At 70.7% G+C, this 25,462-nt stretch carries 20 protein-coding genes and 1 pseudogene; 7 read left to right on the top strand and 14 right to left on the bottom strand.

All coding sequences use genetic code 11. The features are described 5' to 3' along the window. Positions 1 to 100: 100 nt before the first annotated feature. From J2N69_RS20305 to bldG, 4 genes are all read right to left on the bottom strand, one after another. Positions 101 to 691 carry a small secreted protein gene (locus J2N69_RS20305; protein ID WP_230902052.1) on the bottom strand — a complete coding sequence of 197 codons (591 nt, stop codon included), beginning with the start codon at positions 689 to 691 and terminating at the stop codon, positions 101 to 103. 232 nt (positions 692 to 923) lie between these two features. Next, the gene (locus J2N69_RS20300) at positions 924 to 3,326 is read right to left on the bottom strand and encodes a sodium-translocating pyrophosphatase (RefSeq protein WP_230902051.1); all 2,403 of its coding nucleotides are present in this window, start codon (positions 3,324 to 3,326) and stop codon (positions 924 to 926) included. A 313-nt stretch (positions 3,327 to 3,639) separates the two neighbouring features. Continuing rightward, positions 3,640 to 4,080 (bottom strand): ATP-binding protein, encoded by a 441-nt coding sequence (locus J2N69_RS20295; RefSeq protein ID WP_230902050.1) that lies wholly within the window; start codon positions 4,078 to 4,080, stop codon positions 3,640 to 3,642. A gap of 81 nt (positions 4,081 to 4,161) precedes the next feature. Then, positions 4,162 to 4,503, bottom strand: a complete 342-nt coding sequence (gene bldG, locus J2N69_RS20290) for an anti-sigma factor antagonist BldG (RefSeq protein ID WP_005475923.1) — start codon at positions 4,501 to 4,503, stop codon at positions 4,162 to 4,164. Between the two features lie 80 nt (positions 4,504 to 4,583). Here bldG and J2N69_RS20285 point away from each other — a divergent pair, with 80 nt between their 5' ends. Further along, complete coding sequence (locus J2N69_RS20285) at positions 4,584 to 7,040, top strand: DEAD/DEAH box helicase (RefSeq protein WP_230902049.1); 2,457 nt, start codon at positions 4,584 to 4,586, stop codon at positions 7,038 to 7,040. 87 nt (positions 7,041 to 7,127) lie between these two features. Here J2N69_RS20285 and J2N69_RS20280 read toward each other — a convergent pair whose 3' ends face one another. After that, positions 7,128 to 8,015: a LysR family transcriptional regulator gene (locus J2N69_RS20280; protein ID WP_230902048.1), complete on the bottom strand. Its 888-nt coding sequence runs from the start codon at positions 8,013 to 8,015 to the stop codon at positions 7,128 to 7,130. 196 nt (positions 8,016 to 8,211) lie between these two features. Between J2N69_RS20280 and J2N69_RS20275 the strand changes: the two genes are divergently transcribed. After that, positions 8,212 to 8,601: a VOC family protein gene (locus J2N69_RS20275; protein WP_230902047.1), complete on the top strand. Its 390-nt coding sequence runs from the start codon at positions 8,212 to 8,214 to the stop codon at positions 8,599 to 8,601. Positions 8,602 to 8,685: 84 nt separating this feature from the next. On the opposite strand, the pseudogene J2N69_RS20270 reads toward J2N69_RS20275, so the two are convergent. From J2N69_RS20270 to ssd, 7 genes and pseudogenes are all read right to left on the bottom strand, one after another. Further along, a pseudogene (locus J2N69_RS20270) lies at positions 8,686 to 9,042 on the bottom strand (Rv3654c family TadE-like protein); the annotation flags it as partial. Continuing rightward, on the bottom strand, positions 9,039 to 9,527 hold the full coding sequence (locus J2N69_RS20265; RefSeq protein ID WP_230902046.1) for a TadE family type IV pilus minor pilin: 489 nt from the start codon (positions 9,525 to 9,527) through the stop codon (positions 9,039 to 9,041). The gene J2N69_RS20265 and the pseudogene J2N69_RS20270, both read right to left, overlap by 4 nt. After that, the gene (locus J2N69_RS20260) at positions 9,514 to 9,717 is read right to left on the bottom strand and encodes a DUF4244 domain-containing protein (RefSeq protein WP_230902045.1); all 204 of its coding nucleotides are present in this window, start codon (positions 9,715 to 9,717) and stop codon (positions 9,514 to 9,516) included. Before J2N69_RS20260 ends, J2N69_RS20265 begins: the two co-directional genes overlap by 14 nt. 146 nt (positions 9,718 to 9,863) lie before the next feature. Continuing rightward, complete coding sequence (locus J2N69_RS20255) at positions 9,864 to 10,637, bottom strand: type II secretion system F family protein (protein ID WP_230902044.1); 774 nt, start codon at positions 10,635 to 10,637, stop codon at positions 9,864 to 9,866. A gap of 95 nt (positions 10,638 to 10,732) precedes the next feature. After that, on the bottom strand, positions 10,733 to 11,668 hold the full coding sequence (locus tag J2N69_RS20250; RefSeq protein WP_408056901.1) for a type II secretion system F family protein: 936 nt from the start codon (positions 11,666 to 11,668) through the stop codon (positions 10,733 to 10,735). A 50-nt stretch (positions 11,669 to 11,718) separates the two neighbouring features. Further along, on the bottom strand, positions 11,719 to 12,894 hold the full coding sequence (locus tag J2N69_RS20245; protein ID WP_230902043.1) for a TadA family conjugal transfer-associated ATPase: 1,176 nt from the start codon (positions 12,892 to 12,894) through the stop codon (positions 11,719 to 11,721). Continuing rightward, positions 12,891 to 14,045 carry a septum site-determining protein Ssd gene (gene ssd, locus J2N69_RS20240; protein ID WP_408056758.1) on the bottom strand — a complete coding sequence of 385 codons (1,155 nt, stop codon included), beginning with the start codon at positions 14,043 to 14,045 and terminating at the stop codon, positions 12,891 to 12,893. The genes J2N69_RS20245 and ssd overlap by 4 nt, the downstream gene beginning before the upstream one ends. A 576-nt stretch (positions 14,046 to 14,621) precedes the next feature. On the opposite strand from ssd, the gene J2N69_RS20235 reads away from it, so the two are divergent. Continuing rightward, positions 14,622 to 15,446 carry an HAD family hydrolase gene (locus J2N69_RS20235; RefSeq protein WP_230902041.1) on the top strand — a complete coding sequence of 275 codons (825 nt, stop codon included), beginning with the start codon at positions 14,622 to 14,624 and terminating at the stop codon, positions 15,444 to 15,446. 422 nt (positions 15,447 to 15,868) lie between these two features. Here the strand turns inward: J2N69_RS20235 and J2N69_RS20230 are convergent, their stop codons facing one another. After that, entirely contained in the window at positions 15,869 to 16,684 is an 816-nt protein-coding gene (locus J2N69_RS20230; protein WP_230902040.1) for a Fic family protein, read from the bottom strand. 101 nt (positions 16,685 to 16,785) lie between these two features. Between J2N69_RS20230 and J2N69_RS20225 the strand changes: the two genes are divergently transcribed. After that, the gene (locus J2N69_RS20225) at positions 16,786 to 17,766 is read left to right on the top strand and encodes an ATP-binding protein (RefSeq protein WP_230902039.1); all 981 of its coding nucleotides are present in this window, start codon (positions 16,786 to 16,788) and stop codon (positions 17,764 to 17,766) included. A 15-nt stretch (positions 17,767 to 17,781) separates the two neighbouring features. Here the strand turns inward: J2N69_RS20225 and J2N69_RS20220 are convergent, their stop codons facing one another. Continuing rightward, complete coding sequence (locus J2N69_RS20220) at positions 17,782 to 19,059, bottom strand: polysaccharide deacetylase family protein (protein WP_230902038.1); 1,278 nt, start codon at positions 19,057 to 19,059, stop codon at positions 17,782 to 17,784. Positions 19,060 to 19,357: 298 nt separating this feature from the next. Here J2N69_RS20220 and J2N69_RS20215 point away from each other — a divergent pair, with 298 nt between their 5' ends. The 3 genes from J2N69_RS20215 to nhaA all read left to right on the top strand — a co-directional run bounded on the left by J2N69_RS20215 (position 19,358) and on the right by nhaA (position 25,437). Then, the gene (locus J2N69_RS20215) at positions 19,358 to 21,730 is read left to right on the top strand and encodes a bifunctional SulP family inorganic anion transporter/carbonic anhydrase (RefSeq protein WP_230902037.1); all 2,373 of its coding nucleotides are present in this window, start codon (positions 19,358 to 19,360) and stop codon (positions 21,728 to 21,730) included. A gap of 100 nt (positions 21,731 to 21,830) precedes the next feature. After that, complete coding sequence (acs, locus tag J2N69_RS20210) at positions 21,831 to 23,789, top strand: acetate--CoA ligase (RefSeq protein WP_230902036.1); 1,959 nt, start codon at positions 21,831 to 21,833, stop codon at positions 23,787 to 23,789. A gap of 247 nt (positions 23,790 to 24,036) precedes the next feature. After that, complete coding sequence (gene nhaA / locus J2N69_RS20205) at positions 24,037 to 25,437, top strand: Na+/H+ antiporter NhaA (protein WP_230902035.1); 1,401 nt, start codon at positions 24,037 to 24,039, stop codon at positions 25,435 to 25,437. Positions 25,438 to 25,462: the final 25 nt, after the last annotated feature.

Raw genomic sequence — 25,462 nt, 5'->3', positions numbered from 1 at the left:
GCGGAGGGAAGAACGTACGGCCAGAAGGCGGCAGGCCGTCAGTGCTTGGCGGCAGGCCGTCAGTTCTTGGCGCTGGCCGTCAGCTCTTGGCGGCAGGCCGTCAGCTCTTGGTGGACGGCGTGCCGGACGCGCTCTTGCAGCTGTCCTGCTTGGCCATCGCCTTGCCGACGTCCCCTTCCTGCAGCTTCTCCAGCGCTTCGTTGCCGCTCTTGCTCAGCTTGTCCAGCTCGCCCGCGACGTCCTTGAGGCCGTCCGCGAAGTCCGCCTGGTTCTTGGTGTCCAGGCCGTCGACCTGCTTCTTGAGGTTCTCGTACGACTTGGAGATGGCGTTGAGTTCCTTGACGGCGTCGTCCGTCTTCTTCTGCCCGTCGTCCACCGGCGGCGCGCCCGCGCGCTTCACGGAGGCGCCCATCGCCTTGTAGGCGTCGGACATGTCCTGGAACGCCTTGGAGTCGGTCTTCTGGACGTCGGCCGGCGAGCTGTTGTCGGAGGTCTCCTTCTGGATCGCGGCGTTGGCGTCCGCGATCTTCTTCGACTGCGGCTGGACGGAGTCACAGACCTTCTTGGCCCAGTCGTCCAGCTTCTTGTCACCGTCGTCGTCGCTGCTGCACCCGGACAGAGCGAGTACCAGTACCGCACCGCCGGACAGTGCGGCTGCAAGCTTCTTGTTCACCGGATTGGTCCCTTCCATGGCTCTCGGCCCCGGAACTTACACGCCAAACGAGCGACAATCGCATGCCGGGGGTCCGTTACAACCGCTATTGCAGCCATTTGCACCAAGGGAGGGCGGGCAGGGAGCGCGAGAGAAGGCTCACGACTCCCCGCGTACGCCGAACGGCCGAGGGGCGCCCCGTACGGCAGCGGGCGGACGGCGCATCAAGAAGCGCCGTCCGCCCGCGTGTTGGACGGTGATCCGAAGGCCGTTACGAGACGACCGCCGGGTCGGCCGACTTGGCCGTCCGCTCGGTGTTGCCCTCGTCCCCGACGGCGATGCCCCGCCGCTTGGAGACGTAGACCGCGCCGACGATGACCGCGATGGAGAGCGCCGCGATCAGGACCCGCATGCCGACGCTGGCGTTGTCCCCGTAGCTGAAGTTGATGACGGCGGGTGCGATGAGCAGCGCCACCAGGTTCATCACCTTCAGCAGGGGATTGATCGCCGGACCCGCGGTGTCCTTGAACGGGTCGCCCACCGTGTCGCCGATGACGACCGCGGCGTGGGCCTCGCTGCCCTTGCCGCCGTGATGGCCGTCCTCCACGAGCTTCTTCGCGTTGTCCCAGGCGCCGCCGGAGTTGGCGAGGAAGACCGCCATGAGCGTGCCCGTGCCGATCGCGCCCGCCAGGAACGAACCGAGCGCGCCGACACCGAGCGTGAAACCGACCGCGATCGGCGTGAGCACGGCGATCAGACCAGGTGTGGCCAGCTCACGCAGCGCGTCCTTGGTGCAGATGTCGACGACGCGTCCGTACTCCGGCTTCTCGGTGTAGTCCATGATCCCGGGGTGCTCGCGGAACTGCCGCCGCACTTCGTAGACCACGGCCCCGGCCGACCGCGACACCGCGTTGATCGCCAGCCCCGAGAAGAGGAAGACGACCGCGGCGCCGAGGATCAGGCCGACGAGGTTGTTGGGCTGCGAGATGTCCATGACCAGGTTCATCGGAGCGCCGTCGCCGAGTTTCTCGCCGACGTCCTTGGCCGCGGTCGCGATGGCGTCGCGGTACGACCCGAAGAGCGCCGCCGCCGCGAGGACCGCGGTGGCGATGGCGATGCCCTTGGTGATGGCCTTGGTGGTGTTGCCGACGGCGTCCAGGTCGGTGAGCACCTGCGCGCCCGCTCCCTCGACGTCACCGGACATCTCGGCGATGCCCTGCGCGTTGTCGGAGACGGGTCCGAAGGTGTCCATGGCGACGATGACGCCGACGGTGGTCAGCAGCCCCGTACCGGCGAGGGCGACCGCGAAGAGGGCGAGCATGATCGACGTACCGCCGAGCAGGAACGCCCCGTACACGCCGAGCCCGATCAGCAGCGCGGTGTAGACGGCCGATTCGAGGCCGATCGAGATGCCGGCCAGGACGACGGTCGCCGGGCCCGTCAGCGAGGTCTTGCCGATGTCCCTGACGGGACGCCGGTTGGTCTCGGTGAAGTAGCCGGTGAGCTGCTGGATGAGGGCGGCCAGCACGATGCCGATGGCGACGGCGGTGAGCGCGAGGACCCGCGGGTCACCGTCGTGCGCCTTGATCGCCGCATCCGTGACGCCGTCCAGCTTCGCGTACGAGGACGGCAGGTAGGCGAAGACGGCGGCGGCCACGAGCACCAGCGAGATGACCGCGGAGATGAAGAAGCCGCGGTTGATGGCGGTCATGCCGCTGCGGTCGGCGCGGCGGGGCGCCACCGCGAAGATGCCGATCATGGCCGTCACGACGCCGATGGCCGGGACGATCAGCGGGAAGGCGAGTCCGGAGTCGCCGAACGCCACCTTGCCGAGGATCAGCGCGGCGACGAGCGTGACGGCGTAGGACTCGAAGAGGTCGGCGGCCATACCGGCGCAGTCGCCGACGTTGTCGCCCACGTTGTCGGCGATGGTCGCGGCATTGCGCGGATCGTCCTCCGGAATGCCCTGCTCGACCTTGCCGACCAGGTCGGCGCCGACGTCGGCGGCCTTGGTGAAGATGCCGCCGCCGACACGCATGAACATCGCGATCAGGGCGGCGCCGAGTCCGAATCCTTCGAGCACCTTCGGCGCGTCGGCCGCGTAGACGAGCACCACACAGGAGGCGCCCAGCAGACCGAGCCCCACCGTGAACATGCCGACGACGCCGCCCGTGCGGAAAGCGATCTTCATGGCTTTGTGCGAGACGGCGGTGAGATCCTTTTCCGGCTCACCGGGCGCCGGGGTGGCCTCTCGGGCGGCGGCGGCCACGCGCACATTGCTGCGCACGGCGAGCCACATTCCGATATAGCCGGTGGTCGCCGAGAACGCCGCGCCGATCAAGAAGAAGATCGAACGTCCGGCGCGCTGATTCCAGTCGTCGGCGGGCAACAGCATGAGCAGGAAGAACACGACGACGGCGAATACGCCGAGTGTGCGCAGCTGCCGGCCGAGATAGGCGTTCGCACCTTCCTGGATCGCCGTGGCGATCTTCTTCATGCTGTCGGTGCCCTCGCCTGCCGCGAGTACCTGGCGGACCAGGACCCCGGCCACGACGAGCGCCGCGAGCGCGACGGCCGCGATGACCATCACGATGAGGCGATTGTCATCTGTCAGGACTGCGGCTGCGAAGGTTGAGGGGTGGTCGATCTGATGAGGGGTAGAAAGCCCCGCCATTCGTCCTCCTTGACGCTTGGGCTGAGCTCAAGATGTGGACGGATTGTAGGGAGCGGAACCTGATCAAAACAGAGCACCACTAACGCGATTGACCTGAGATCGCTTCTCAGCAAATGATCGAGGCCAGGGAATGGCACCGAAAGCGGTAATGCCTCAAAACCGTTGACGAAAGATCGCCGGTCCGTGTTTCTGATCTACGTAATAAATGATCGCAAGGAAAAAGGCCCTGTTCACCGTGGTGGTGAACAGGGCCTGCGTCTGCGCGGGTCAGGACGCGAGCGGCGCGCGGCACAGGGCACGGGCGGCCCGAGAGTCAGGGCACGAGCGGCGCGGGCGTCGTCGGCCAGGTCATCCGGATCAGGCCGCCGGACTCGCCGGCGGTGACCTCGACGTCGTCCACGAGACCGCTGATGACGGCGAGACCCATCTCGTCCTCGCTCTCGGCCTCCGGCTCGTCGCCTTCGCCGCCGCGCGCGCCGGGCGCCCGGTCACCGGGCGCCGAACGGGGGGCCTCGTCACCGACCTCGATGGAGAACTGCTTCTCGTCCTCGGTCAGCGCGACCCTCACGGGCGCCGAGACGCCGTTGCTCTGATGCAGTCCGACGGCACGCGTGCAGGCCTCGCCGACCGCGAGCCTGACCTCGTCGAGAACGGCCTCGTCCACTCCGGCCCTGCGCGCGACGGCGGCCGCCACGAGACGGGCGGTCCTGACGTGCTCGGGCAGCGCGCTGAAGCGGAGTTCAACGGTGGCCATGCATCCCCCTCGAACGTACGCGCGTGCTGTCAGGGGGCCGGGCCGCGGGCCCGGCCCCCTGCTGTACTGCCGACACGGGCCTCAGTCCGTGGCGGCCACTGCTTCATCGACCGAGGTGTGAATGGGGAACACCTTGGTCAGGCCGGTGATGCGGAAGATCTTGAGAATGCGCTCCTGGTTGCAGACCAGGCGCAGCGAGCCCTCGTGGGCACGCACCCGCTTCAGGCCGCCGACCAGCACGCCGAGTCCGGTGGAGTCGAGGAAGTCCACGCCCTCCATGTCGACGACCAGATGGAAACTGCCGTCGTTCACCAACTCGACCAACTGCTCGCGCAGCTTGGGCGCGGTATATACATCGATTTCGCCACCGACCTCGACGACCGTACGATCGCCGACGGTACGGGTCGACAGGGACAGGTCCACGGATCCTCCAGCACCTTGCTATCGAGCGGTCATCCCTCGGGACACCTCGGCAGAGCCCCCAGGACGGATCGCCAGCCGCGATGGCATTCAATCACTTACCGGCGGGCGTGCACGACGCCTTCGGACCATTGTCCATCCCGCCAGTGACACACTCGACGCCGATGGCCAAAAATTCTCCGACCGGAGGACCCTCTACGGGTGCCCCGGCACAGACGTCCCCGCAGGCCGTTCTCGACCGGCTCACCGCGGGCCCGAGCCGTGCGTCGCGCGTCACTCATACGGAGCACTTGCCCCCACGTGCGGCCCGGTATGCAGTCTGGCCCGACCGCATCCGCCCGGAGGTCATATCCGCCGTCCGGGCGGCGGGCATCGAGCACCCCTGGGTCCACCAGGCGCAGGCGGCCGAGCACGCGCTGGACGGCGAGTCCGTGGTCGTCGCGACCGGCACGGCCTCCGGAAAGTCCCTGGCCTACCTCACACCCGTCCTCTCGGCCCTCCTCGACGGCTCCGAGGCACCCAACGGGCGTGGCGCCACCGCCCTGTACCTGGCCCCCACGAAGGCCCTGGCGGCCGACCAGCGGCGTGCCGTCCGCGAGCTTGCGGCCCCGCTCGGCAACTCCGTACGAGCCGCCGTGTACGACGGCGACACCCCGGTGGAAGAACGCGAATGGGTGCGTCAGTACGCCAATTACGTGCTGACCAACCCCGACATGCTGCACCGCGGCATCCTTCCCTCCCACCCGCGCTGGTCCTCCTTCCTGCGCGCCCTGCGCTATGTGGTCATCGACGAGTGCCACACCTACCGCGGCGTCTTCGGCTCCCACGTCGCCCAGGTCCTGCGCCGTCTGCGCCGCCTGTGCGCCCGCTACGGCTCCGATCCGGTCTTCCTGCTGGCCTCGGCCACCTCCGCCGAGCCCGCGCTCTCAGCGCAGCGCCTGACGGGGCTGCCCGTGCGGGAGGTGGCCGACGACGCCTCTCCCCGGGGCGACCTCGTCTTCGCCCTCTGGGAGCCTCCGCTCACCGAGCTGCACGGCGAGAAGGGCGCGCCTGTGCGCCGCACCGCCACCGCCGAGACGGCGGACCTGCTCACCGACCTGACCGTCCAGGGCGTCCGCTCGGTCGCCTTCGTACGCTCTCGGCGTGGCGCCGAGCTGATCTCGGTGATCGCCCAGGAACGCCTCTCCGAGGTCGACCGCTCCCTCGCCCGCCGTGTCGCCGCTTACCGCGGCGGCTACCTCCCCGAGGAGCGCCGCGCCCTGGAGCGCGCGCTGCACTCCGGGGAACTGCTCGGCCTCGCCGCGACCACCGCCCTGGAACTCGGCGTGGACGTCTCGGGTCTGGACGCCGTCATCATCGCGGGCTATCCCGGTACGCGGGCCTCGCTCTGGCAGCAGGCGGGCCGGGCGGGTCGTTCGGGGCAGGGCGCCCTGGCGGTGCTGGTCGCGCGTGACGATCCGCTGGACACCTACCTCGTCCACCACCCGGAGGCGCTGTTCCGGCAGCCGGTGGAGTCCACCGTCCTCGACCCCGACAACCCGTACGTCCTCGCGCCCCACCTGTGCGCGGCCGCCGCGGAACTGCCGCTGACCGACGAAGACCTCGCGCTCTTCGGTCCGGCCGCCGAGGAGCTGCTCCCGCAGCTGGAGGCCGCGAAACTGCTGCGGCGGCGCACGAGAGCCTGGCACTGGACCCGCCGGGAGCGGGCCGCCGACCTCACGGACATCCGCGGCGAGGGCGGCACCCCCGTCCAGATCGTCGAGGAAGGCACGGGCCGGCTCCTCGGCACCGTCGACGCGTCCGCCGCGCACACGACCGTGCACGAGGGCGCGGTCCACCTCCACCAGGGCCGTACGTATCTCGTGCGCCACCTCGACCTGGAGGACTCGGTGGCGCTGGTCGAGGAGGCCGTGCCGCCGTACTCCACGACCGCGCGCGACACCACGGCGATCTCCATCCTGGAGACGGACGTGGAGGTCCCCTGGGGCGAGGGACGCCTCTGCTACGGCTCCGTCGAGGTGACCAATCAGGTCGTCTCCTTCCTGCGCAGAAAGCTGATCACGGGCGAGGTCCTGGGCGAGACGAAGCTGGAGCTGCCTCCTCGTACGCTGCGTACGCGCGCCGTCTGGTGGACGGTCACCGAGGACCAGCTGGACGCCGCGCGCGTTGACCCCGAGATCCTCGGCGGCGCCCTGCACGCCGCCGAACACGCGTCCATCGGCATGCTGCCGCTGTTCGCCACGTGTGACCGCTGGGACATCGGCGGTGTCTCCGTACCGCTGCATCCGGACACGCTCCTTCCCACGGTCTTCGTGTACGACGGTCATCCGGGCGGGGCGGGCTTCGCCGAGCGGGCCTTCCACACGGCACGGGAGTGGCTGACGGCCACCCGCCAGGCGATCGCCTCCTGCGAGTGCGAGGCGGGTTGCCCCTCCTGCATCCAGTCCCCCAAGTGCGGCAACGGCAACGAGCCGCTGCACAAACGGGGGGCGGTACGGCTGCTTTCCGTGTTGCTGAGGGATGCGGGGGTGGGCGCCTAGGGGGGCTGCCGAGGGGCGGTGGCGGTCGGCTGGGGGTGGCGGCGGTCGGCCGGGCGGCGGCGGTCGGCCCGTGGCGCGGCGGTGCCGTCACTCCGCCGGAGGCCGCGTGTCGGTGTCCAGCAGGGTCAGGAAGGCGGCGGCCGCGGGCGACGGCGTGAAGCGGCTCCAGACGAGGCGTTCCACCCGCACGGGCCCGTTGCTGACCGGCACGGCCCGCACGCCGGGCAGTTCGGCGGCGAACGTCGAGGGAAGCAGCGCGATGCCCAGTCCGTGGCGGACCATCCGGCCCATGAAGTCGACGCCGGACACCTCGAACGCGACCTCGCGCCGCAGTCCCGCCGCCGCGAACGCCTCGTCCGACTGCGCCCGGGCCGCGCTCCCCTCGGCGAAGTCCACGAACGTCTCTTCGACCAGACGGCTGAGGTCCACCTCGGTCTCCGTGGCCAGCGGGTGGTCAGGGGCGACCACGGCGACGTGCTGCCCATGGGCCAGCTCCCGTTCAGGCACGCCCCGCGGCCGGAATCCGGGCGGTACGCCGAGGAACACCACGTCCAGCGCGCCGTCCCTCACCTGCTCCACGAGCTGCTCGCTGGAGCCGATCCGCAGACTGATGCCCACCTGGGGGTAGCGCAGGCGGTAGCGCCGCAGCACCGCCGGGAGGTCGACGGCCGCCACGGTCGGGATCGACCCGACGGCCAACTTGCCCCGTATCTCCCCGGTGGCCGCCGCCACCTCCGCCTTGGCCCGCTCGGCCGCTTCCAGTGCCTGCCGGGCAGCGGGCAGGAACGCCTCCCCGGCAGCGGTCAACCGCACCTTGCGACTGGTCCGCTCGAACAGCCGCGCTCCCAACTCCTTTTCCAACCGCGCCACTTGGTGGCTGAGCGCCGACTGAACGACGTGGCACCGCTCGGCGGCACGGGTGAAGTTCTCCGTCTCCGCCACCGCGAGGACGTAACGCATCTGCTGGAGGTCCATTCGACGCATCGTGAAACACGATCGATCGAATGACAAACATGCGTTGGACCGATGGATTCGCGTTCGACGATGCTGAAGTCAGCAGCGGGCCGGGCCAGTCGGCGCTCGGCATCCGCTGCCGGAGCCTTTGCGGCCCCGGCCCCGCACACACCCACCATCGGCGCCCGCCCGCGCCCCCGACTCCACGGAGACCCTCATGCGCGTGATCGCCTTCGACCACCTCGTCCTGAACGTCACCGACATCGAGCGCTCGCTCGCTTTCTACACGGGCCCGTTGGGGCTGGACCCGGTGCGGGTGGACGAGTGGCGGGAAGGCACGGTGCCCTTCCCGTCCGTGCGGGTGAGCCCCACCACCATCATCGACCTCGTCAAGGCTTCCGACGGGCAGCCCAAGGGCCCCAACGTGGACCACATCTGCCTGGTGGTGGAGCCTCTCGACTGGCAGCAGGTCATCGACTCCGGCGTCTTCACGGTGCTGGACGGCCCTGGCGAGCGCTTCGGCGCCCGAGGCACCGCGCTCTCGCTGTACGTGCAGGACCCGGACGGCAACACCGTGGAACTGCGCTGGTACCCGCAGGACGCCTGACGGCCCGGCCCCCGAGGCCTCTCCCACCGGCCGGTCGGGACGCCACGGGTCCGCGAGCAACGGCACATCGCTCGGCCCCGCCGTGGCGTCCGCCGGCCCGGCACGGGAGTTGACTCGTACCGAGAAGGGGCCCGCAGAGGCCGAGGCCGTGACCTCGGAGATCTCGCCCCGCACCGTGCAACGTACGAGCCTCGCGCCCTGAGCCGCCGCCACCCTCTTCGCCCCCGCGCACGCCTTCGATGCCCCCGCCGCCCAGTGGTCAGCCGCCGCCAGGGCCGCCAGGTCAGCCGCGCCGCCCGCACGATGCCGGGCCACGACGGCCTGCCCCATCGCGAGCAGCGCCCCGCAGACCACACAGAGCACCGCCATCACCACGGCCGACCAGACTGTGGCGCCCCCTCGATCCCGCCCTGGGCCGCGCCACGCCACCTCGCCCCTCATGAGTCCACCCCCGCCGTACCTTCCACCGCCGCCACCGTGGCCTCTTCCGCCGAGGCCACCGTCTCCTCCGCCGAAACCGCCGTCCGACCCACCGAAGCCACCGTCTCCTCCGCCAGAGCCACCGCCTCCGATCGCAGCCGCAGGCCGAGGCCCAGCACTCCAGGGCCCGGCGCGTCCGCGACGACCTCGACCCGCACCAGGTCGCCGTCGCGCCGCACGGACACACGCGCTCCGCGTGGCGCCGCCTGTCTCGCCGCCGCCACGGCCACCGCCTCCGGGTCCTGCCGCGCGGCGGCGCGAGCTCCCGCCCTGGCCGCGTCCACGCACTGGATCTGCGCGCACGCGGCCAGCAACGTCCAGACCAGCGCCATGGCGAACAGCACCAGCGTCGGCAGCACCACGGCCGCCTCCGCCGTCACGAACCCCCCGTCCCCGTTCCGACCTTCCCTTGCACGTCGCCTCCGGCCACGCTCAGAACGACGCATGGAGTGCCTTCTCCACCACGGCATGCAGAGCGGCCCTGACCTGCCCGCTCGTCACCACCTTGTAGAGCAGCCCGGCAAACCCCACCGCCGCGATCAGCCCCATCGCGTATTCGGACGTGACCATCCCCGCGTCCTTGCCCACCGCGCGAGTCCGCCGAAGCAGCATCCGCGCACCGTTGTGCATCCGCATTTCAACCCCCGTCGCGTTTCCTTGCGTTGTCTCGGGCCCACACCTGCAAGCTCGGGAAGCCATCGCTTCTGTCTTCATCTCTGTCTTCGTCTCTGCGTTCATCTCGGTGTTCGTGTCTGTATTCGCCCCTGCGTTCGCCTCTGTGCTCATCCCGTGCGCAGCAGGCCCTCCGCAAGCCCGATCACCACCGGCACCACTCCGACCGCGACGAACGCCGGCAGGAAGCACAGGCCTACGGGCGCCGTCATCAGAACCCCGGCTCTGCGCGCCTTGGCCGTCGCCGCCCGGCCCCGCGCTGCTCGGGCGTCCGCGGCGAGACGGGCCACCGGCTCCGCGGCCGGCGCCCCCGACTCGCCCGCTCGCTCCAGGAGTCGGGCCAGCGGCGCGGCGCCCGGTATCTCGGCCAACTGCCGCCACGCGTGCGCTGGTTCACCGCCCAGCCGCACTTCCGCCGCCCCACGCGCGAGCCGCTCTCCGACCGGGCCCCGCAGCGACTCCCCGACCGCTCGGGCGGCCGCCACAGGGCTCGCCCCAGCAGCGACACAAGCCGCCAACAGGTCTGCCGCGAGCGGCAGTTGCCGCTCCGCCTCCGCCATCGCCTCCGCCGAGCAGTCCTCAGCACCGGTGGACCCGTAAGACGACGCCCGGGCGCGCTGCTGACGCCACACGCAGCAGCCGGCAACCGCTCCTGCCGCGAGCCCCCAGGCCCCGCCCACCAAGGCGTAGGCCAGGCTCGCCGTCCCGCCCACCACGAACCAGGCGCGCGCCTTGCCGCGCAGACCCGGCCACCGACTCCGGCACCGGACAGCGGGCCTCTCCACGCCCAGCGCCTCCGCGGCCCGCCACCGCTCCGCCCTCTCGCGCCGGGCGGCCCACACCGTCAGCACCAGCCAGAGCACAGCCGCGACACTCCACACCACCACCCCCAGCCTGTGGACAGAACTCGCAGACCCCCCAGGCCCCACCGAGCCGACAGAGCCCACCGAGCCCAAGAAACTCATAGAACTCACAGAACTCATCGCCCCTCCGCTCCCCGTACGATCCGCAGCGCCCACCACACCCCGGCGCCCTCCAACACCCCGCCCGTCACCAGACAGCCGAGCCCCGCTCCTGTGTGCAGCAACACCCGCAGCGGGTCCGCTCCCAGCGCGCTGCCCATCAGCAGCCCCAGCACCGGCAGGCCCGCGAGCATCACGGCGGTCGACCGCGCGCCGGCCAACTGGGCCCTCAGGTCAGCCCGTTGGTCCCGCTCAACACGAAGCACGCCTTCCAGCCGCTCAAGCCCCGCCGCGAGCCCCGCTCCTCGGTCCACGGCCACACGCCAGCAGGCCGCGAGCCCCAACAAGCCCTCCGCCCCCGGCACACGCGCCGCCTCCACCAAGGCCCCCGGCACATCCCCGCCGAACCGCGCCGCAGCCAGCACCGCACTACGCCCCGCACCGTCCGGCTCGCCCGGCCCCCCGGGGACGGTCACCTCCGGTCCGACCACCGAAAGCCCCGCTCCCGAAACTCCGACCTCAACAGCACCCCCTCCAGAACCTCCTGGCCCCCCAGGCCCCTCAGAACAGCCAAACCCCCCAGACCCAAAGCCCCCCTCCCCCAAAACCACCCGCAACGCCTCCCCCGGCTGCCGCCCCGCCCGCACCTCACCCGCGAGCGCCCCGCACAACGCGATCACCGCGTCACCACGCCGTTCCCGCTCCCGACACGCGTGCCTGGCCCGCCGCACCCGCGCCGCCACCGGCACGCCCGCCGCTCCCGCGGCCAGCGGCAGCAGCGATTCCCCGAGGAGCCCCACCACGGCCCCGGCCGCCAGGCACCACCACTCGGGCCGGACCCGGCCGCGTCCGGCGGCGACGGCCCGCCGCCAGGACCACCCGTCCGCCTCCTCCGCCGCCCCGGCCACGAGCACGGCCCGGACCCGCCGAGCCGTACGGTCACGACCCTCCATCAGCCACGCCGCGCTCCCCGCGCACACCGCCGCCGCCCACATCGCCGTACTCACGCCGGACCACCCCGCGCCCCGCCCAGGAGGAGCGAGTCCAGCCGCTCCCAACCGGGGCCTTCGATGAACGCCTTCTCGCCCCATCGCAGGGCGGGCACGGTCTGCACCAGCCCCGACGCGGCACGTTCCAGGACGTGTACCTCGGCGATGCGGCGGCGGCCCACCGCATCGCGCACGAGATGGACGACCACCGACAGTGCTGCCGCCAGCTGGCTGTGCAGGGCGGCACGGTCGAGCCCCGCGGCCGTCCCCAGGGCCTCCAGGCGGGCCGGCACGTCCCCCGCGGCGTTGGCATGCACCGTGCCGCAGCCGCCCTCATGACCGGTGTTGAGCGCGGCCAGCAGGTGCACCACCTCCGCACCCCGCACCTCTCCGACGACCAGCCGGTCTGGCCGCATCCGCAGGGCCTGGCGCACCAGGTCGTCGAGGCCGACGAGACCGGCCCCTTCCTGGTTCGCCGGACGGGATTCCAGGCGCACCACATGCGGATGCTCCGGCTTCAGTTCCGCGGAGTCCTCGGCCAGCACGATCCGCTCCTTGGGCCCGACGAGCCCGAGCAGTGCGCTCAGCAAGGTCGTCTTGCCGCTGCCCGTGCCCCCGCTGATCAAGAAGGACAGCCGTGCGTCGAGCAGCGCCCGCAGCACCCGGTCACCGCCGGGCGGCACCGTCCCCGCCGCGACCAGCTCCGTGAGCGTGAAGGCCTTGGGCCGCACGACCCGCAGGGAGAGGCAGGTGGAGCCCACCGCGACCGGTGGCAGCACGGCATGCAGCCGGGTGCCGTCGGGCAGACGGGCGTCCACCCAGGGCCGCGCGTCGTCCAGGCGCCGCCCCGCCACGGCGGCCAGGCGCTGGGCGAGGCGGCGCACCGCCGCCGCATCCCGGAACCGCACCGCGGTCAGTTCAAGGCCGCCGCCCCGGTCGACCCACACCCGGTCGGGCGCGGAGACCAGTACGTCCGTCACCGAGGAGTCCGCGAGCAGGGGCTCCAGAGGTCCCGCGCCGACCAGCTCCGAGCGCAACTGCGCGGCGGCGCCGAGCACTTCGGTGTCCCCGAGGACCCGGCCCTGGGCCCGCAGCGCCTCGGCGACCCGCGCGGGAGTGGGCTCCGTGCCGTTCTCCGCGAGCCACTGGCGCACCCCGTCCAGCATCCGCGCCCCGACGACGGCGCTCATACGCCTCCTCCGGGGGCGTCGACCGGCACCCGCTCCCAGAAGGCGGCGCAGAACCTCGCCAGCGGGCCCCGCGCCGCTCCCCCAGGCGGCACACCGGCTGTCTGCGCCGCCACCAGCTCCGCTTCCCAGGGCACCTCTCCGGCCAGCGGCAGGCCAAGCAGCCCCGCCACCTCCTCCGCGTCCAACCCGCCGAGGCCTTGGGGCCGCGCACCCGCGGGGACCACCACCCGCAGGTCCCTCAGCACCAGTCCCGCGGCCGACGCCACCCGCCTGGCCCCCGCCACCGCGCGCAGCTCAGGCGGCACCAGCAGGAGGCACAGGTCCAGCTGCTCCAGCGCCTCCGCGACCGTCTCGTCCACCCGGCGCGGCAGGTCCACGACGACCACCCCGCCGCGCCTGCGCGCCGCGGAGACGACGGCCCGCACCGCTTCCGGGGCGACCGCCACCGCCTCGCCCCGGTCCCAGCTCAGGACCCGCAGCGCGTGCAGTTCCGGCAGGGACTCCTCCAGCGCCTCGCCGCTGACCCTGCCCCGGGACGCGGCGAAGGCCGGCCAGCGCAGCCCTTCGGCCGTCTCGCCCCCGAGGAGGACGTCCAGGCCGCCGCCGAGCGGGTCCGCGTCGACGAGCATCGTGCGGCGCCCGGCGCGGGCGGCCGTGACCGCGAGGGCGCAGGCGAGGGTGGAGGCACCGGCCCCGCCCCGCCCTCCGATGACCCCGACGGTGAGCGCGGGCCGTCCCACGCCCTCGGCCACGTCGGCGATGCGGTCCACCAGCCACTGCTCGCCGTCGGGCAGGACCAGCACGTGATCGGCACCGATCTCCACGGCCCGCCGCCAGACCCCGGAATCGTCCTGATCCCGCCCAACCAGCACGACCCCACGCCGTCGCCTCGCCCCGCGCACGCGGTGCGCCGCGTCGTCCCCGACCAGGACGAGCGGGGCCGCGTCCCAGCCCTCTCCACGCTCGGGTCCTCCGTGGTGCACCTCGGGACGCGCCCCCGCCGCCGCGCACAGCCGCAGCAGGTCATCCAGGAGTTCCACGTCCTCCGTGACGATCAGCGGCCCGCCCCGGTGCGCCTGTGACGGCGTCGGCCCGCCCGGTGAACCGTCCCGTGAACCGCCTCGTGAAATGACTCCACCCACGATCTCCATCCCCCTCTCACGCAAGCTCCTGTGAATGCCGCGCCCCGCAGGAGCGAAGAACCGGCAAAGGAATCCGGCCATGAACTTCGCGAGCGGAACGAGCGGAATCAGCGTGCAGCGGTCCGGCAAATCGTGTGGATCTTGGTCAATAACTGTGGACAAGGCGATGGCTGTGAATATCTCCATCACCCGAACCAGTGACACGGCGGCGACTTAGCGCCTGCTTCACGCCCACTTCCCACTGGCTTCCCCGACGAGTTCCCGCCGGCTTCCACCGACTTCCGCAGCGCATCCCAACGGCTACACACAGTTACGAACCTTGGGCAGGGCTCAGATCCGCCGTGAAGACGGAGAGAAGATCCAGAAGGCCGGAAGATGATCGACGGAGGGTTCAAAAACCCATCCGGACATGCGACGACCCCCGCCGGGGGGGAGAGCGGGGGTCGTCCCCACGGTCCGACTCGGGGGGGGGAGGAGCCAGACCGGGTTAGCACGGTCGCGAACGATCCGTGACTTCCATGGTGTACCCGAGAGCCTTCTCAGGCAAACCCACGCGCCTCAGCTTACGCCGAATGGTGGGCGCCTATGCTCGGCCTCGTGGAAAACCACTCCTTGCCCCGCACCGCCGCCTTCTTTGACCTGGACAAGACGGTCATTGCGAAGTCGAGCACGCTCACCTTCAGCAAGTCGTTCTACCAAGGCGGCCTGATCAACCGCAGGGCTGTGCTGCGCACCGCGTACGCGCAGTTCGTCTTCCTGGCAGGCGGCGCCGACCATGACCAGATGGAGCGGATGCGCGAGTACCTCTCCGCGCTCTGCCGGGGCTGGAACGTCCGCCAGGTCCAGGAGATCGTCGCCGAGACCCTGCACGATCTGATCGACCCGATCATCTACGACGAAGCCGCGTCCCTCATCGAGGAGCACCACACCGCGGGCCGCGACGTCGTCATCGTCTCCACCTCGGGCGCCGAGGTCGTCGAGCCGATCGGGGAACTCCTCGGCGCGGACCGAGTCGTGGCCACGCGCATGGTGGTCGGCGACGACGGCTGCTTCACCGGAGAGGTGGAGTACTACGCGTACGGCCCCACCAAAGCGGAGGCGATCAAGGAACTGGCCCGCTCGGAGGGGTACGACATCGACCGCTGCTACGCCTACAGCGACTCGGTGACCGACCTGCCGATGCTCCAATCCGTCGGGCACCCCCACGCCGTCAACCCCGACCGGGCGCTGCGCCGCGAGGCCCTCGCGCGGGAGTGGCCGATCCTCGACTTCCACCGCCCCGTGCCGCTCAAGCAGCGCCTGCCCGCCCCACCCCGGCCGGCGCTCGTCGCGGCGGCCGCCGTAGGCGCTGCGGCGGCCACAGCGGGTCTCGTCTGGCTCGCCAGCCGTCGCCGCGTGACGACGAGCTGACAGGGCGGCCCCCAGGGTCGGCGACGGCCGAAATCCGCCGCGCCAAGCCGCATCGGTCGCCGCCGCACCCCGCGCCCGATTCGCACCTGTTTGAACGCAAAAGTAAAGAAGTGCGGCCAGGACTACCGCTCTCCCCATGACTGGAGTACAAAGGAGTCAACGGCCCGCGAGACCAAGGACATCCGAGAGGATTACCTTCTAACGCAACCACGGCCCCACGGACCGAAGCATGAACACCGGGCACCCACGCGACGTCGACCCGTCGATTACGGGCCAGCCGCACCAGGTGACGGGCGAAGTTCCCGACCTGATGGGCAACCTTCGAGGACGCTTGGTAACCCGGTGAACATGCCAGCGGCGGTACGGATATCCGTACCGCCGCAACCCTTTTCGGGCCTCTGTGGCCGCCTTCGGCAGCCGCCCTATGCCGCTCCGCGCTGGAGGGCCTCGCAGACCGCCGTGGATTCCCTGACGCCGAGTTCAACGGCCTTGCCGCAGTGGGCGATCCAGGCCGCCATGCCGTCCGGCGTACCGGAGGCGTAGCCGTCCAGCGCCGCCAGATAGGCTGCTCGGCCCAGCTCGGCGTGGCCCGCCTCGGCGGGGCAGATCGACTTGGGGTCGAGGCCGCTGCCCACCAGGACGATGCGCTCGGCGGCCCGCGCGACCAGGCCGTTGTGGGAGCCGAAGGGCCGCAGGGAGAGCAGCTCGCCGTGGACCACGGCGGCCATCACCAGGGCCGGCGCGGAACTCCCCGCGATGATCAGCTGCGACAGCCCCTCCAGACGCCCCGCCACCTCGTCGGCGTCCGGCAGGGGCAGCTCGATCAGCGGCTCCTCGACGGTCTCGCCCGCGAGGCGCGGCCGCCCCGCGGCCTCGGCGGAGTCCGCGGCGGCGACCAGGTGCAGCCGCGCCAGGACCCGCAGCGGCGACTGCCGCCAGATCGACAGGAGTTGTCCCGCCTCGGCCGTCAGACGCAGCGCCCCGCCGACGGTGCGCGCCTCGTCGTCACCACTGAAGTCACTGCGCCGGCGCACTTCCTCAAGAGCCCATTCGGCCCCGGAGAGCGCGGCGGAACCCCGGGCACCGCGCAGTGCCGCCTCGGAGGTGATCTCGTTGCTGCGGCGCCGCATGATCCGGTGTCCGTAGACCCGGTCCACGGCCTTGCGCACGGAGTCCACGGAGTCGGCCACGCCGGGCAGGGTTGCCAGGGCCGCGATCGGATCGGGTGTCGTACTCATGAGTACGACACTACGTACTCCAGCCCCCACCCCCACGAAGGAGTGGTCTTCTTCACGCGCGCCCCACACGTCCCGTGCGCGAACCACTACTCTTAGTGGTTATGAAAATCGCTTTCGTGGGCAAGGGCGGCAGCGGCAAGACGACGCTGTCCTCGCTCTTCATCCGTCACCTCGCCGCCACCGGCGCCCCCGTCATCGCGGTGGACGCCGACATCAACCAGCACCTGGGCCCGGCACTGGGCCTCGACGACGCGGAGGCTTCGAGGCTGCCCGCCCTCGGGGCCCACCTGCCCCTCATCAAGGACTATCTGCGCGGCTCCAACCCGCGGATCACCTCCGCCGACACGATGATCAAGACGACACCCCCGGGTGAGGGCTCGCGGCTGCTGCGGGTGCGCGAGGACAACCCCGTGTACGACGCGTGCGCCCGCCCCCTGGAACTCGACGGCGCCACCGTGCGTTTGATGGTCACCGGGCCGTTCACCGAAGCCGACCTCGGTGTGGCCTGCTACCACTCCAAGACCGGAGCGGTGGAGCTGTGCCTGAACCACCTCGTCGACGGCCGCGACGAGTACGCGGTCGTGGACATGACCGCCGGCTCGGACTCCTTCGCCTCCGGCATGTTCACCCGCTTCGACATGACGTTCCTGGTCGCCGAGCCGACGAGAAAGGGGGTCTCCGTCTATCGCCAGTACAAGGAGTACGCCCGCGACTTCGGCGTCGACCTCAAGGTCGTGGGCAACAAGGTGCAGGGCCAGGACGACATCGATTTCCTGCGCGAGCAGGTCGGTGACGACCTCCTGGTGACCGTCGGGCACTCGGACTGGGTACGTGCCATGGAGAAGGGCCACCCGCCCCACTTCGCGCAGCTGGAGGAGCCCAACCGCCGCTCCCTGCAAACGCTTCAGGACACCGTCGACGCCTCGTACGAGCGACGGGACTGGGAGCGCTACACCCGTCAGATGGTCCACTTCCACCTGAAAAACGCGCAGAGCTGGGGCAACGAACGCACGGGGGCCGACCTGGCGGCCCAGGTCGACCCCGACTTCGTTCTGTGCGAGCAGACGGTCACCCCTGCCTGAACAGGGCGTCAGGCGTTACGGCTTGACCGCCGGAGCACCCGGCACACCCTTCGGGGCCGGAGCGGGCTGGGCGGAGAGGTACGCCGCCCAGCCGTCCTTCGGCGCCTTGCCGACCCGCAGCTTGGCGAGCTTCGCGAGCACCTTCGGGTCCTGCGCGTCGAGCCAGTCCGCCAGCTGCCGGAAAGAGACACAGCGCACCTGGGGTTTGGTGCAGACCGCCTCGATGGTCTCCTCGATGGCGCGCATGTACGTGCCGCCGTTCCACGACTCGAAGTGGTTGCCGATGATCAGCGGCGCGCGGTTGCCCTTGTACGCGCGCTGGAAGCCTTCGAGCAGCCCGTCGCGCATCTGGTCGCCCCAGTACTCGTGCTTGGAAGGGTCGCCCTGCGAGGTGGTCCCGGACTGGTTGACCATGAAGTTGTAGTCCATGGTGAGCGTCTCGAAGTTGCGGCCGGGCACCGGGACGAGCTGCATCGACAGGTCCCAGAGGCCTTCCTTCTTCTTGGGCCAGACCTGGTCGTTCACGCCGCTGGTGTCGTAACGGAAGCCCAGCTCCCGCGCCGCCCGCATGAAGTTCTTCTGCCCCTCCAGGCAAGGGGTCCGGGCCCCGATCAGCTCCTTGTCGTAGTCAAAGGGCAGGGGCTTCGCCTTCTTCAGGCCCGTGTTCGTCTTCCATGCCTTCACGAACGACTTGGCCTGCTTGATCTCGCTCTTCCAGTCGGCCACGGACCACTCGCCGACCCCCCGCCCCTTGCCGCAGAAGTGGCCGTTGAAGTGGGTGCCGATCTCGTTGCCCTCCAGCCATGCGGCCCGGAGCTGCTCGACGGTGTTCCTGATGCCCTTGCGGTCGTTGAAGCCGATGTCCGAGCTGCCGGCCAGATGTTGCGGCGGCTTGTAAAGCCTGCGCTTCTCCTCGGGGAGCATGTACACGCCGCTGAGGAAGTACGTCATCGTGGCGTCGTTCCGCTTGGCCACCTTGCGGAAGTGGGAGAACAGCTGCTGGCTGTCCTCGCCCGCGCCGTCCCAGGAGAAGACGACGAACTGCGGAGGCTTCTGGCCGGGCTTCAGGCGGGTCGGGCGCGGCAGGTTCGGCTGCTTGCCGGTGAAGGCCGTGGAGCCGTCCCCGATCAAGCGGACCGGGCTCTTCGGCGCCTGGGCCCCGGCCGCCTTCTTCGGGCCGTGCGCGCCTTCCTTCGTACCGGCGCCGGTGTCGCCTCCCGCGCAGCCGGCCAGTGTTGCCGCGCAGGCCACGAGGGCGGTGAGGCCCACGGTGGTTCTCCGGGTGGCGGCCATCTTCCGCCCACCTCTTTCCGTGCAAGTCGGGACAGAACGGTCAGCAACTTCGCACGGGTGTCGGAATGAACTAGTACGACAAGCCGACAAAAGTTTTTATTCACTCATCAGGGTGATCGATTGACCCATTTGCACTGATTGTCCAGCCAAAGCCTTTACTCTGGATTACTGTTCGTTTACCGAGAGTTGAGATATCCCGCCGCTGCAACGCCGTGACCCACGGCCGCGACCTGCCCTCCGGAGGCATCCGGAGGACCCCCTGTTCCGCGACCGCGCTGCCCCGGAGGAGACGGGAAAAATGTCTGCCTGCGTCCCCACTCGCACCACCGACTCGGCCCCCACCTCAGGCGCCCAGGAGCCTCACGCGCCGCCGGGCCGCAAGAAGTTCCGCATCGACGGCGCCGACCTGTCCGCTTCGATCGCCGTCTTCCTGATCGCCCTGCCGCTCTCCCTCGGCATCGCCCTCGCCACCGGAGCGCCCCTCCAGGCGGGCCTCGTCGCAGCCGCCGTCGGCGGCATCGTCGCCGGGCGGATCGGCGGGTCACCGCTCCAGGTCAGCGGCCCCGCCGCCGGGCTCACGGTGGTCACAGCCGACCTCATCCAGCGGTACGGCTGGCGGACCACCTGCGCCATCACCGTCCTCGCGGGCCTGGCCCAACTGGGCCTCGGCTGCCTGCGCGTGGCCCGCAGCGCGCTCGCCGTCAGCCCCGCCGTGGTGCACGGCATGCTGGCCGGCATCGGCGTCACCATCGCCGTGGCCCAGCTGCACATCGTGCTCGGAGGCACCCCGCAGAGCGAAGTGCTCGCCAATCTCCGGGCGCTGCCCGCCCAATTGGCCGACCTGCATCCCGCCGCACTGTCGATCAGCCTGCTCACCCTGGCCGTCCTGATGCTCTGGCCCCGGATTCCCGGCCGTGCCGGACGCATCGCCCGGGTCGTGCCCGCCGCCCTCGTGTCGGTGGCCCTCGCGACGTGCGTGGCGTCCGGCGCCGGGCTGCGGCTCGACCGGGTCGAGCTGCCTTCCTGGCGCAGCCACGCCCTGGTGGGACTCCCTGAAGGACCCGCGCTCGGGCTCGTCGCCGCCGTGCTCACCATCACGCTGGTGTGCAGCGTGCAGTCGCTGCTCGGCGCCGTGGCCGTCGACAAGCTGGTCGCCAAGCAGCCCGAGCTGCACGCCGGTGTGCGCCGCTCCGACCTCAACCGCGAACTGCTCGGCCAGGGCAGCGCCAACATCGTCTCCGGCGCGCTCGGCGGCCTGCCCGTCGCCGGCGTCGCCGTGCGCACCGTGGCCAATGTGCGGGCTGGCGCCGTCAGCCGGAACTCCACGATGCTGCACGGCGTTTGGGTAGTAGTGGCCGCGCTGCTCCTGGTCCCCGCCCTTGAGCTGATCCCGCTCGCGGCCCTCGCCGCACTCGTCATGGCCGTCGGCATCCAGATGGTCAGCCTGAACCACATCCGTACGATCACCCGCCACCGCGAGATCCTCGTCTACGCCGTGACCACCCTCGGCGTCGTCTTCCTCAACGTCCTCCAGGGCGTCGCGCTCGGCATCGCCGTCGCCGTGGCCGTCTCCCTGCACCGCCTCGCCCGCACCCGCATCACGCACGAGGTGCGGGACGGCGTCCACCACGTGCGTGCGAGGGGCCAGTTGACGTTCCTCGCGGTCCCGCGGCTCAGCAGGACGCTGCACCTCGTGCCCCACGGCGAGGATGTCATCGTGGAGCTGGACGGCTCCTTCATGGACCACGCGGCGTACGAAACACTCCAGTGCTGGCAGGACGAGCACACCGCGCACGGCGCCCGCGTCGAGATCACCGGGCGGGCCGGGACCCGCATCGCCGAGCCCGCGAGCGCCTCGCACTCCTGCTGCCGACCGTGGACGGCCTGGCGCAACCACCACTGCGACCGGCCGCAGGAACAGCAGGAGACGGGCCGCCCCAGCAACTACCAACTGGCCAGCGGAATCAGCGCGTTCCAGCGGAACACGGCGCCGCATGTGCGGGAGGAGCTGGCCAGGCTGGCGCGTGAGGGCCAGCAACCCGCACAGCTGTTCCTCACATGTGCGGACTCCCGGGTCGTCACGTCGATGATCACCTCCAGTGGTCCCGGCGACCTGTTCGTCGTACGCAACGTGGGCAACCTGGTGCCGCTGCCGGGTGCGGAGAGCGGGGACGACTCGGTGGCGGCCGCGATCGAGTACGCGGTCGAGGTGCTCAAGGTGCGGTCCATCACCGTCTGCGGGCACTCCGGGTGCGGTGCCATGCAGGCGCTGCTCAACACGCCGCCCGGAGGCGCCCAGACGCCGCTGCGCCGGTGGCTGCGGCACGGACTGCCGAGCCTGGAGCGGATGGGCGCGCAGGACAAGGCGTGGGCGAGGCTGTCGGGACGGGCACCCGCCGACGCGGTCGAGCAGCTCTGCCTCACCAACGTCGTCCAGCAGTTGGAGCACCTGAAGGCGCACGAGGCGGTGGCGCGCCGTCTGGCCGAGGGTGACCTCGAACTGCACGGCATGTACTTCCATGTCGGCGAGGCGCAGTCGTATCTGCTGACGGAGTGCGGCGACACCGAGCACCTCCCCGACGAGGTCTTCGACCAGGTGGTGCCCACCGCGCTGGTTGAAGGCCGGGAGTCCGAGACCGCACGGGAGGCCGACGTCAGGGATAAGGTCTAAACCAATTTTCGGCAGGCCCTTGTCACCACGGGATGTCTCTGATGAGCTGTGGCTTCGGACACAACGGTCGCCCCCGGCAAAGCAGCGCAAGGGAGATGTCGTGAGCAATGAAAGCCTGGCCAACCTTCTGAAGGAGGAGCGTCGCTTCGCGCCGCCGGCGGAGCTGGCGGCCGCCGCCAACGTCACCGCGGCGGCGTACGAACAGGCCAAGGCTGACCGGCTCGGCTTCTGGGCCGAGCAGGCCCGCCGGCTGACCTGGGCCACGGAACCGACCGAGACGCTCGACTGGTCGAATCCGCCGTTCGCCAAATGGTTCGCCGACGGGAAGCTCAACGTCGCGTACAACTGCGTCGACCGCCACGTCGAGGCGGGCCACGGCGACCGCGTCGCGATCCACTTCGAGGGTGAGCCCGGCGACAGCCGGGCCATCACCTACGCCGAGCTGAAGGACGAGGTCAGCCGGGCGGCCAACGCCCTGACCGAGCTGGGGGTCCAGAAGGGCGACCGCGTCGCCGTCTATCTGCCGATGATCCCCGAGGCGGTCATCGCGATGCTGGCCTGCGCCCGCATCGGCGCCACGCACTCGGTGGTCTTCGGCGGCTTCTCGGCGGACGCCATCGCCGCCCGCATTCAGGACGCGGACGCCAAGCTCGTCATCACGGCCGACGGCGGCTACCGCAGGGGCAAGCCCTCCGCGCTCAAGCCCGCCGTGGACGAGGCCGTGGGCCGCGTGGAGGGCGTCCAGAGGGTCCTGGTCGTCCAGCGCACCAAGCAGGACGTGGACTGGACCGAGGGCCGGGACGTGTGGTGGCACGAGGTCACGGGGAAGCAGTCCGCCGAGCACATCCCCGAGGCGTTCGACGCCGAGCACCCCCTCTTCATCCTCTACACCTCGGGCACCACGGGTAAGCCGAAGGGCATCCTGCACACCTCCGGCGGCTATCTCACCCAGACGGCCTACACCCACCACGCGGTCTTCGACCTCAAGCCGGAGACCGACGTCTACTGGTGCACGGCAGATATCGGCTGGGTCACCGGCCACTCGTACATCACGTACGGCCCGCTGGCGAACGGCGCGACGCAGGTGATGTACGAGGGCACCCCCGACACCCCGCACCAGGGCCGCTTCTGGGAGATCGTCCAGAAGTACGGGGTCACGATCCTCTACACCGCCCCCACGGCGATTCGTACGTTCATGAAGTGGGGCGACGACATCCCCGCGAAGTTCGACCTCAGCAGCCTGCGGGTGCTCGGTTCGGTCGGCGAGCCGATCAACCCCGAGGCCTGGATGTGGTACCGGAAGAACATCGGCGGCGACACCTGCCCCATCGTGGACACCTGGTGGCAGACCGAGACCGGCGCGATGATGATCTCGCCGCTGCCGGGCGTGACCGAGACGAAGCCGGGAAGCGCCCAGCGCGCGCTGCCGGGCATCAGCGCCACCGTCGTCGACGACGAGGCGAACGAAGTGCCCGACGGCGGCGGTGGCTACCTCGTCCTGACCGAGCCGTGGCCGTCGATGCTGCGCACCATCTGGGGCGACGACCAGCGGTTCCTGGACACGTACTGGTCGCGCTTCGAGGGCCGGTACTTCGCCGGTGACGGCGCGAAGAAGGACGAGGACGGCGACATCTGGCTGCTGGGCCGCGTGGACGACGTGATGCTCGTGTCCGGGCACAACATCTCCACCACCGAGGTCGAGTCCGCGCTCGTCTCGCACCCCTCGGTCGCCGAGGCGGCGGTCGTGGGCGCGGCGGACGAGACGACCGGCCAGGCCATCGTCGCCTTCGTGATCCTGCGCGGCACGGCGAACGCCGACGACGAGAACCTGGTGGCGGACCTGCGCAACCACGTGGGCGCCACCCTCGGCCCGATCGCCAAGCCGAAGCGGGTGCTGCCGGTGGCGGAGCTGCCGAAGACGCGTTCGGGCAAGATCATGCGGCGGCTGCTGCGGGACGTCGCGGAGAACCGCGAGCTGGGTGACGTCACCACGCTCACGGACTCCTCCGTGATGGAGCTGATCCAGTCCCGGCTCCCGGCCGCGCCGAGCGAGGACTGAGGCAGCGGACGACTGACGCACGCACACGAGGAGGGCACCCGGCGGACGCGCCGGGTGCCCTCCTCGCGCGTGGGGGAAAGATCACCAGATGCGTCCGCGCGTACGTTAGGTAGGCTAAAAACCGCGTCAACGTCGCGACAAGAAGTACGCCTCGACGGCGCGACATCGTGAAGAGAAGTACCCAGGTGCGCCGGGAAGTCTGGTCGGCATGTGCTCAGCCCTGCCCACCGACCGGAGGTCGACCCACATGACCGCGCCCGTCCCCCAGCCCCGCCGCAAGGTTCTCGGCCGGCTCTCGCTGCCCGAGCGGAACTTCGTCGCCAACGCCCTGCGCGCCGAGACGGTCGGCGGAGTGCTGCTGCTCGTCGCCGCCGTCACCGCCCTCATCTGGGCGAACGCGGCCGGGGGCTCGTACGAGTCGGTGCGCGGCTTCCACCTCGGGCCCGCCTCGCTCGGACTCGACCTCTCCATCCAGCACTGGGCGGCCGACGGGCTGCTCGCGGTCTTCTTCTTCGTGGCGGGCATCGAACTCAAGCGCGAGCTGGTCGCCGGTGACCTGCGCGACCCCCGGGCCGCGGCGCTGCCCGTCGTCGCGGCGCTCTGTGGCATGGCGGCGCCCGCGCTCGTCTACGTCCTGACCAACACGCTCGGCGGCGGTTCGATGGACGGTTGGGCCGTGCCGACCGCCACCGACATCGCCTTCGCGCTCGCGGTCCTCGCCGTCATCGGTACGTCGCTGCCGTCCGCGCTGCGGGCCTTCCTGCTCACGCTCGCGGTCGTCGACGACCTCTTCGCGATCCTGATCATCGCCGTCTTCTTCACCAGCGACCTCAACTTCCCCGCGCTCGGCGGCGCCGTCCTCGGCCTCGTCGTCTTCTGGCTGCTGCTCAGGAAGCGGGTGCGCGGCTGGTACATCTACGTGCCGCTGGCGCTCGCCATCTGGGGTCTGATGTACAACAGCGGCATACACGCCACCATCGCGGGCGTCGCCATGGGCCTGATGCTGCGCTGCCACAAGGAGGACGCGAGCGAGCAGCACTCCCCCGGCGAGCACATCGAACATCTCGTACGCCCCCTCTCCGCAGGCCTGGCCGTGCCCCTGTTCGCCCTGTTCAGCGCGGGTGTCTCCGTCTCGGGCGGCGCGCTCGGCGACGTATTCACCCAGCCCGAGACGCTCGGCGTGGTCCTCGGTCTCGTGGTCGGCAAGGCGGTCGGCATCTTCGGCGGCACCTGGCTCGCGGCCCGCTTCACCAAGGCGGAGCTCAACGACGACCTGGCCTGGCCCGACGTGTTCGCGGTCGCCTCGCTGGCCGGCATCGGCTTCACGGTGTCGCTGCTGATCGGCGAACTGGCCTTCACCGAAGACCCCCTGCTCACCGACGAGATCAAGGCCGCCGTCCTGGCCGGCTCGCTCATCGCCGCCGTGGTCTCCGGGGTCCTGCTGAAGCTGCGGAACGCCAAGTACCGCAAGCTGTGGGAGGACGAGGAGCGCGACGAGGACCTCAGCGGCGTACCGGACATCTACGAGCTGGAGGACCCGGAGTACCACCTCCGCATGGCCGCCATCTACGAGAAGAAGGCCGCGGAACACCGCAGGCTTGCCGAAGTGGCGGGTGGGGAACGCAAGGATGGCAACGGTCCGGCATGATCTGAGCAGACATATCTGAGAACTC

The organism is Streptomyces huasconensis, assembly GCF_021028635.1.
Lineage (GTDB): Bacteria > Actinomycetota > Actinomycetes > Streptomycetales > Streptomycetaceae > Streptomyces > Streptomyces huasconensis.
The sequence above is the reverse complement of the archived record's forward strand: the minus strand, read 5'-3'. Positions and strand labels throughout refer to the sequence as shown.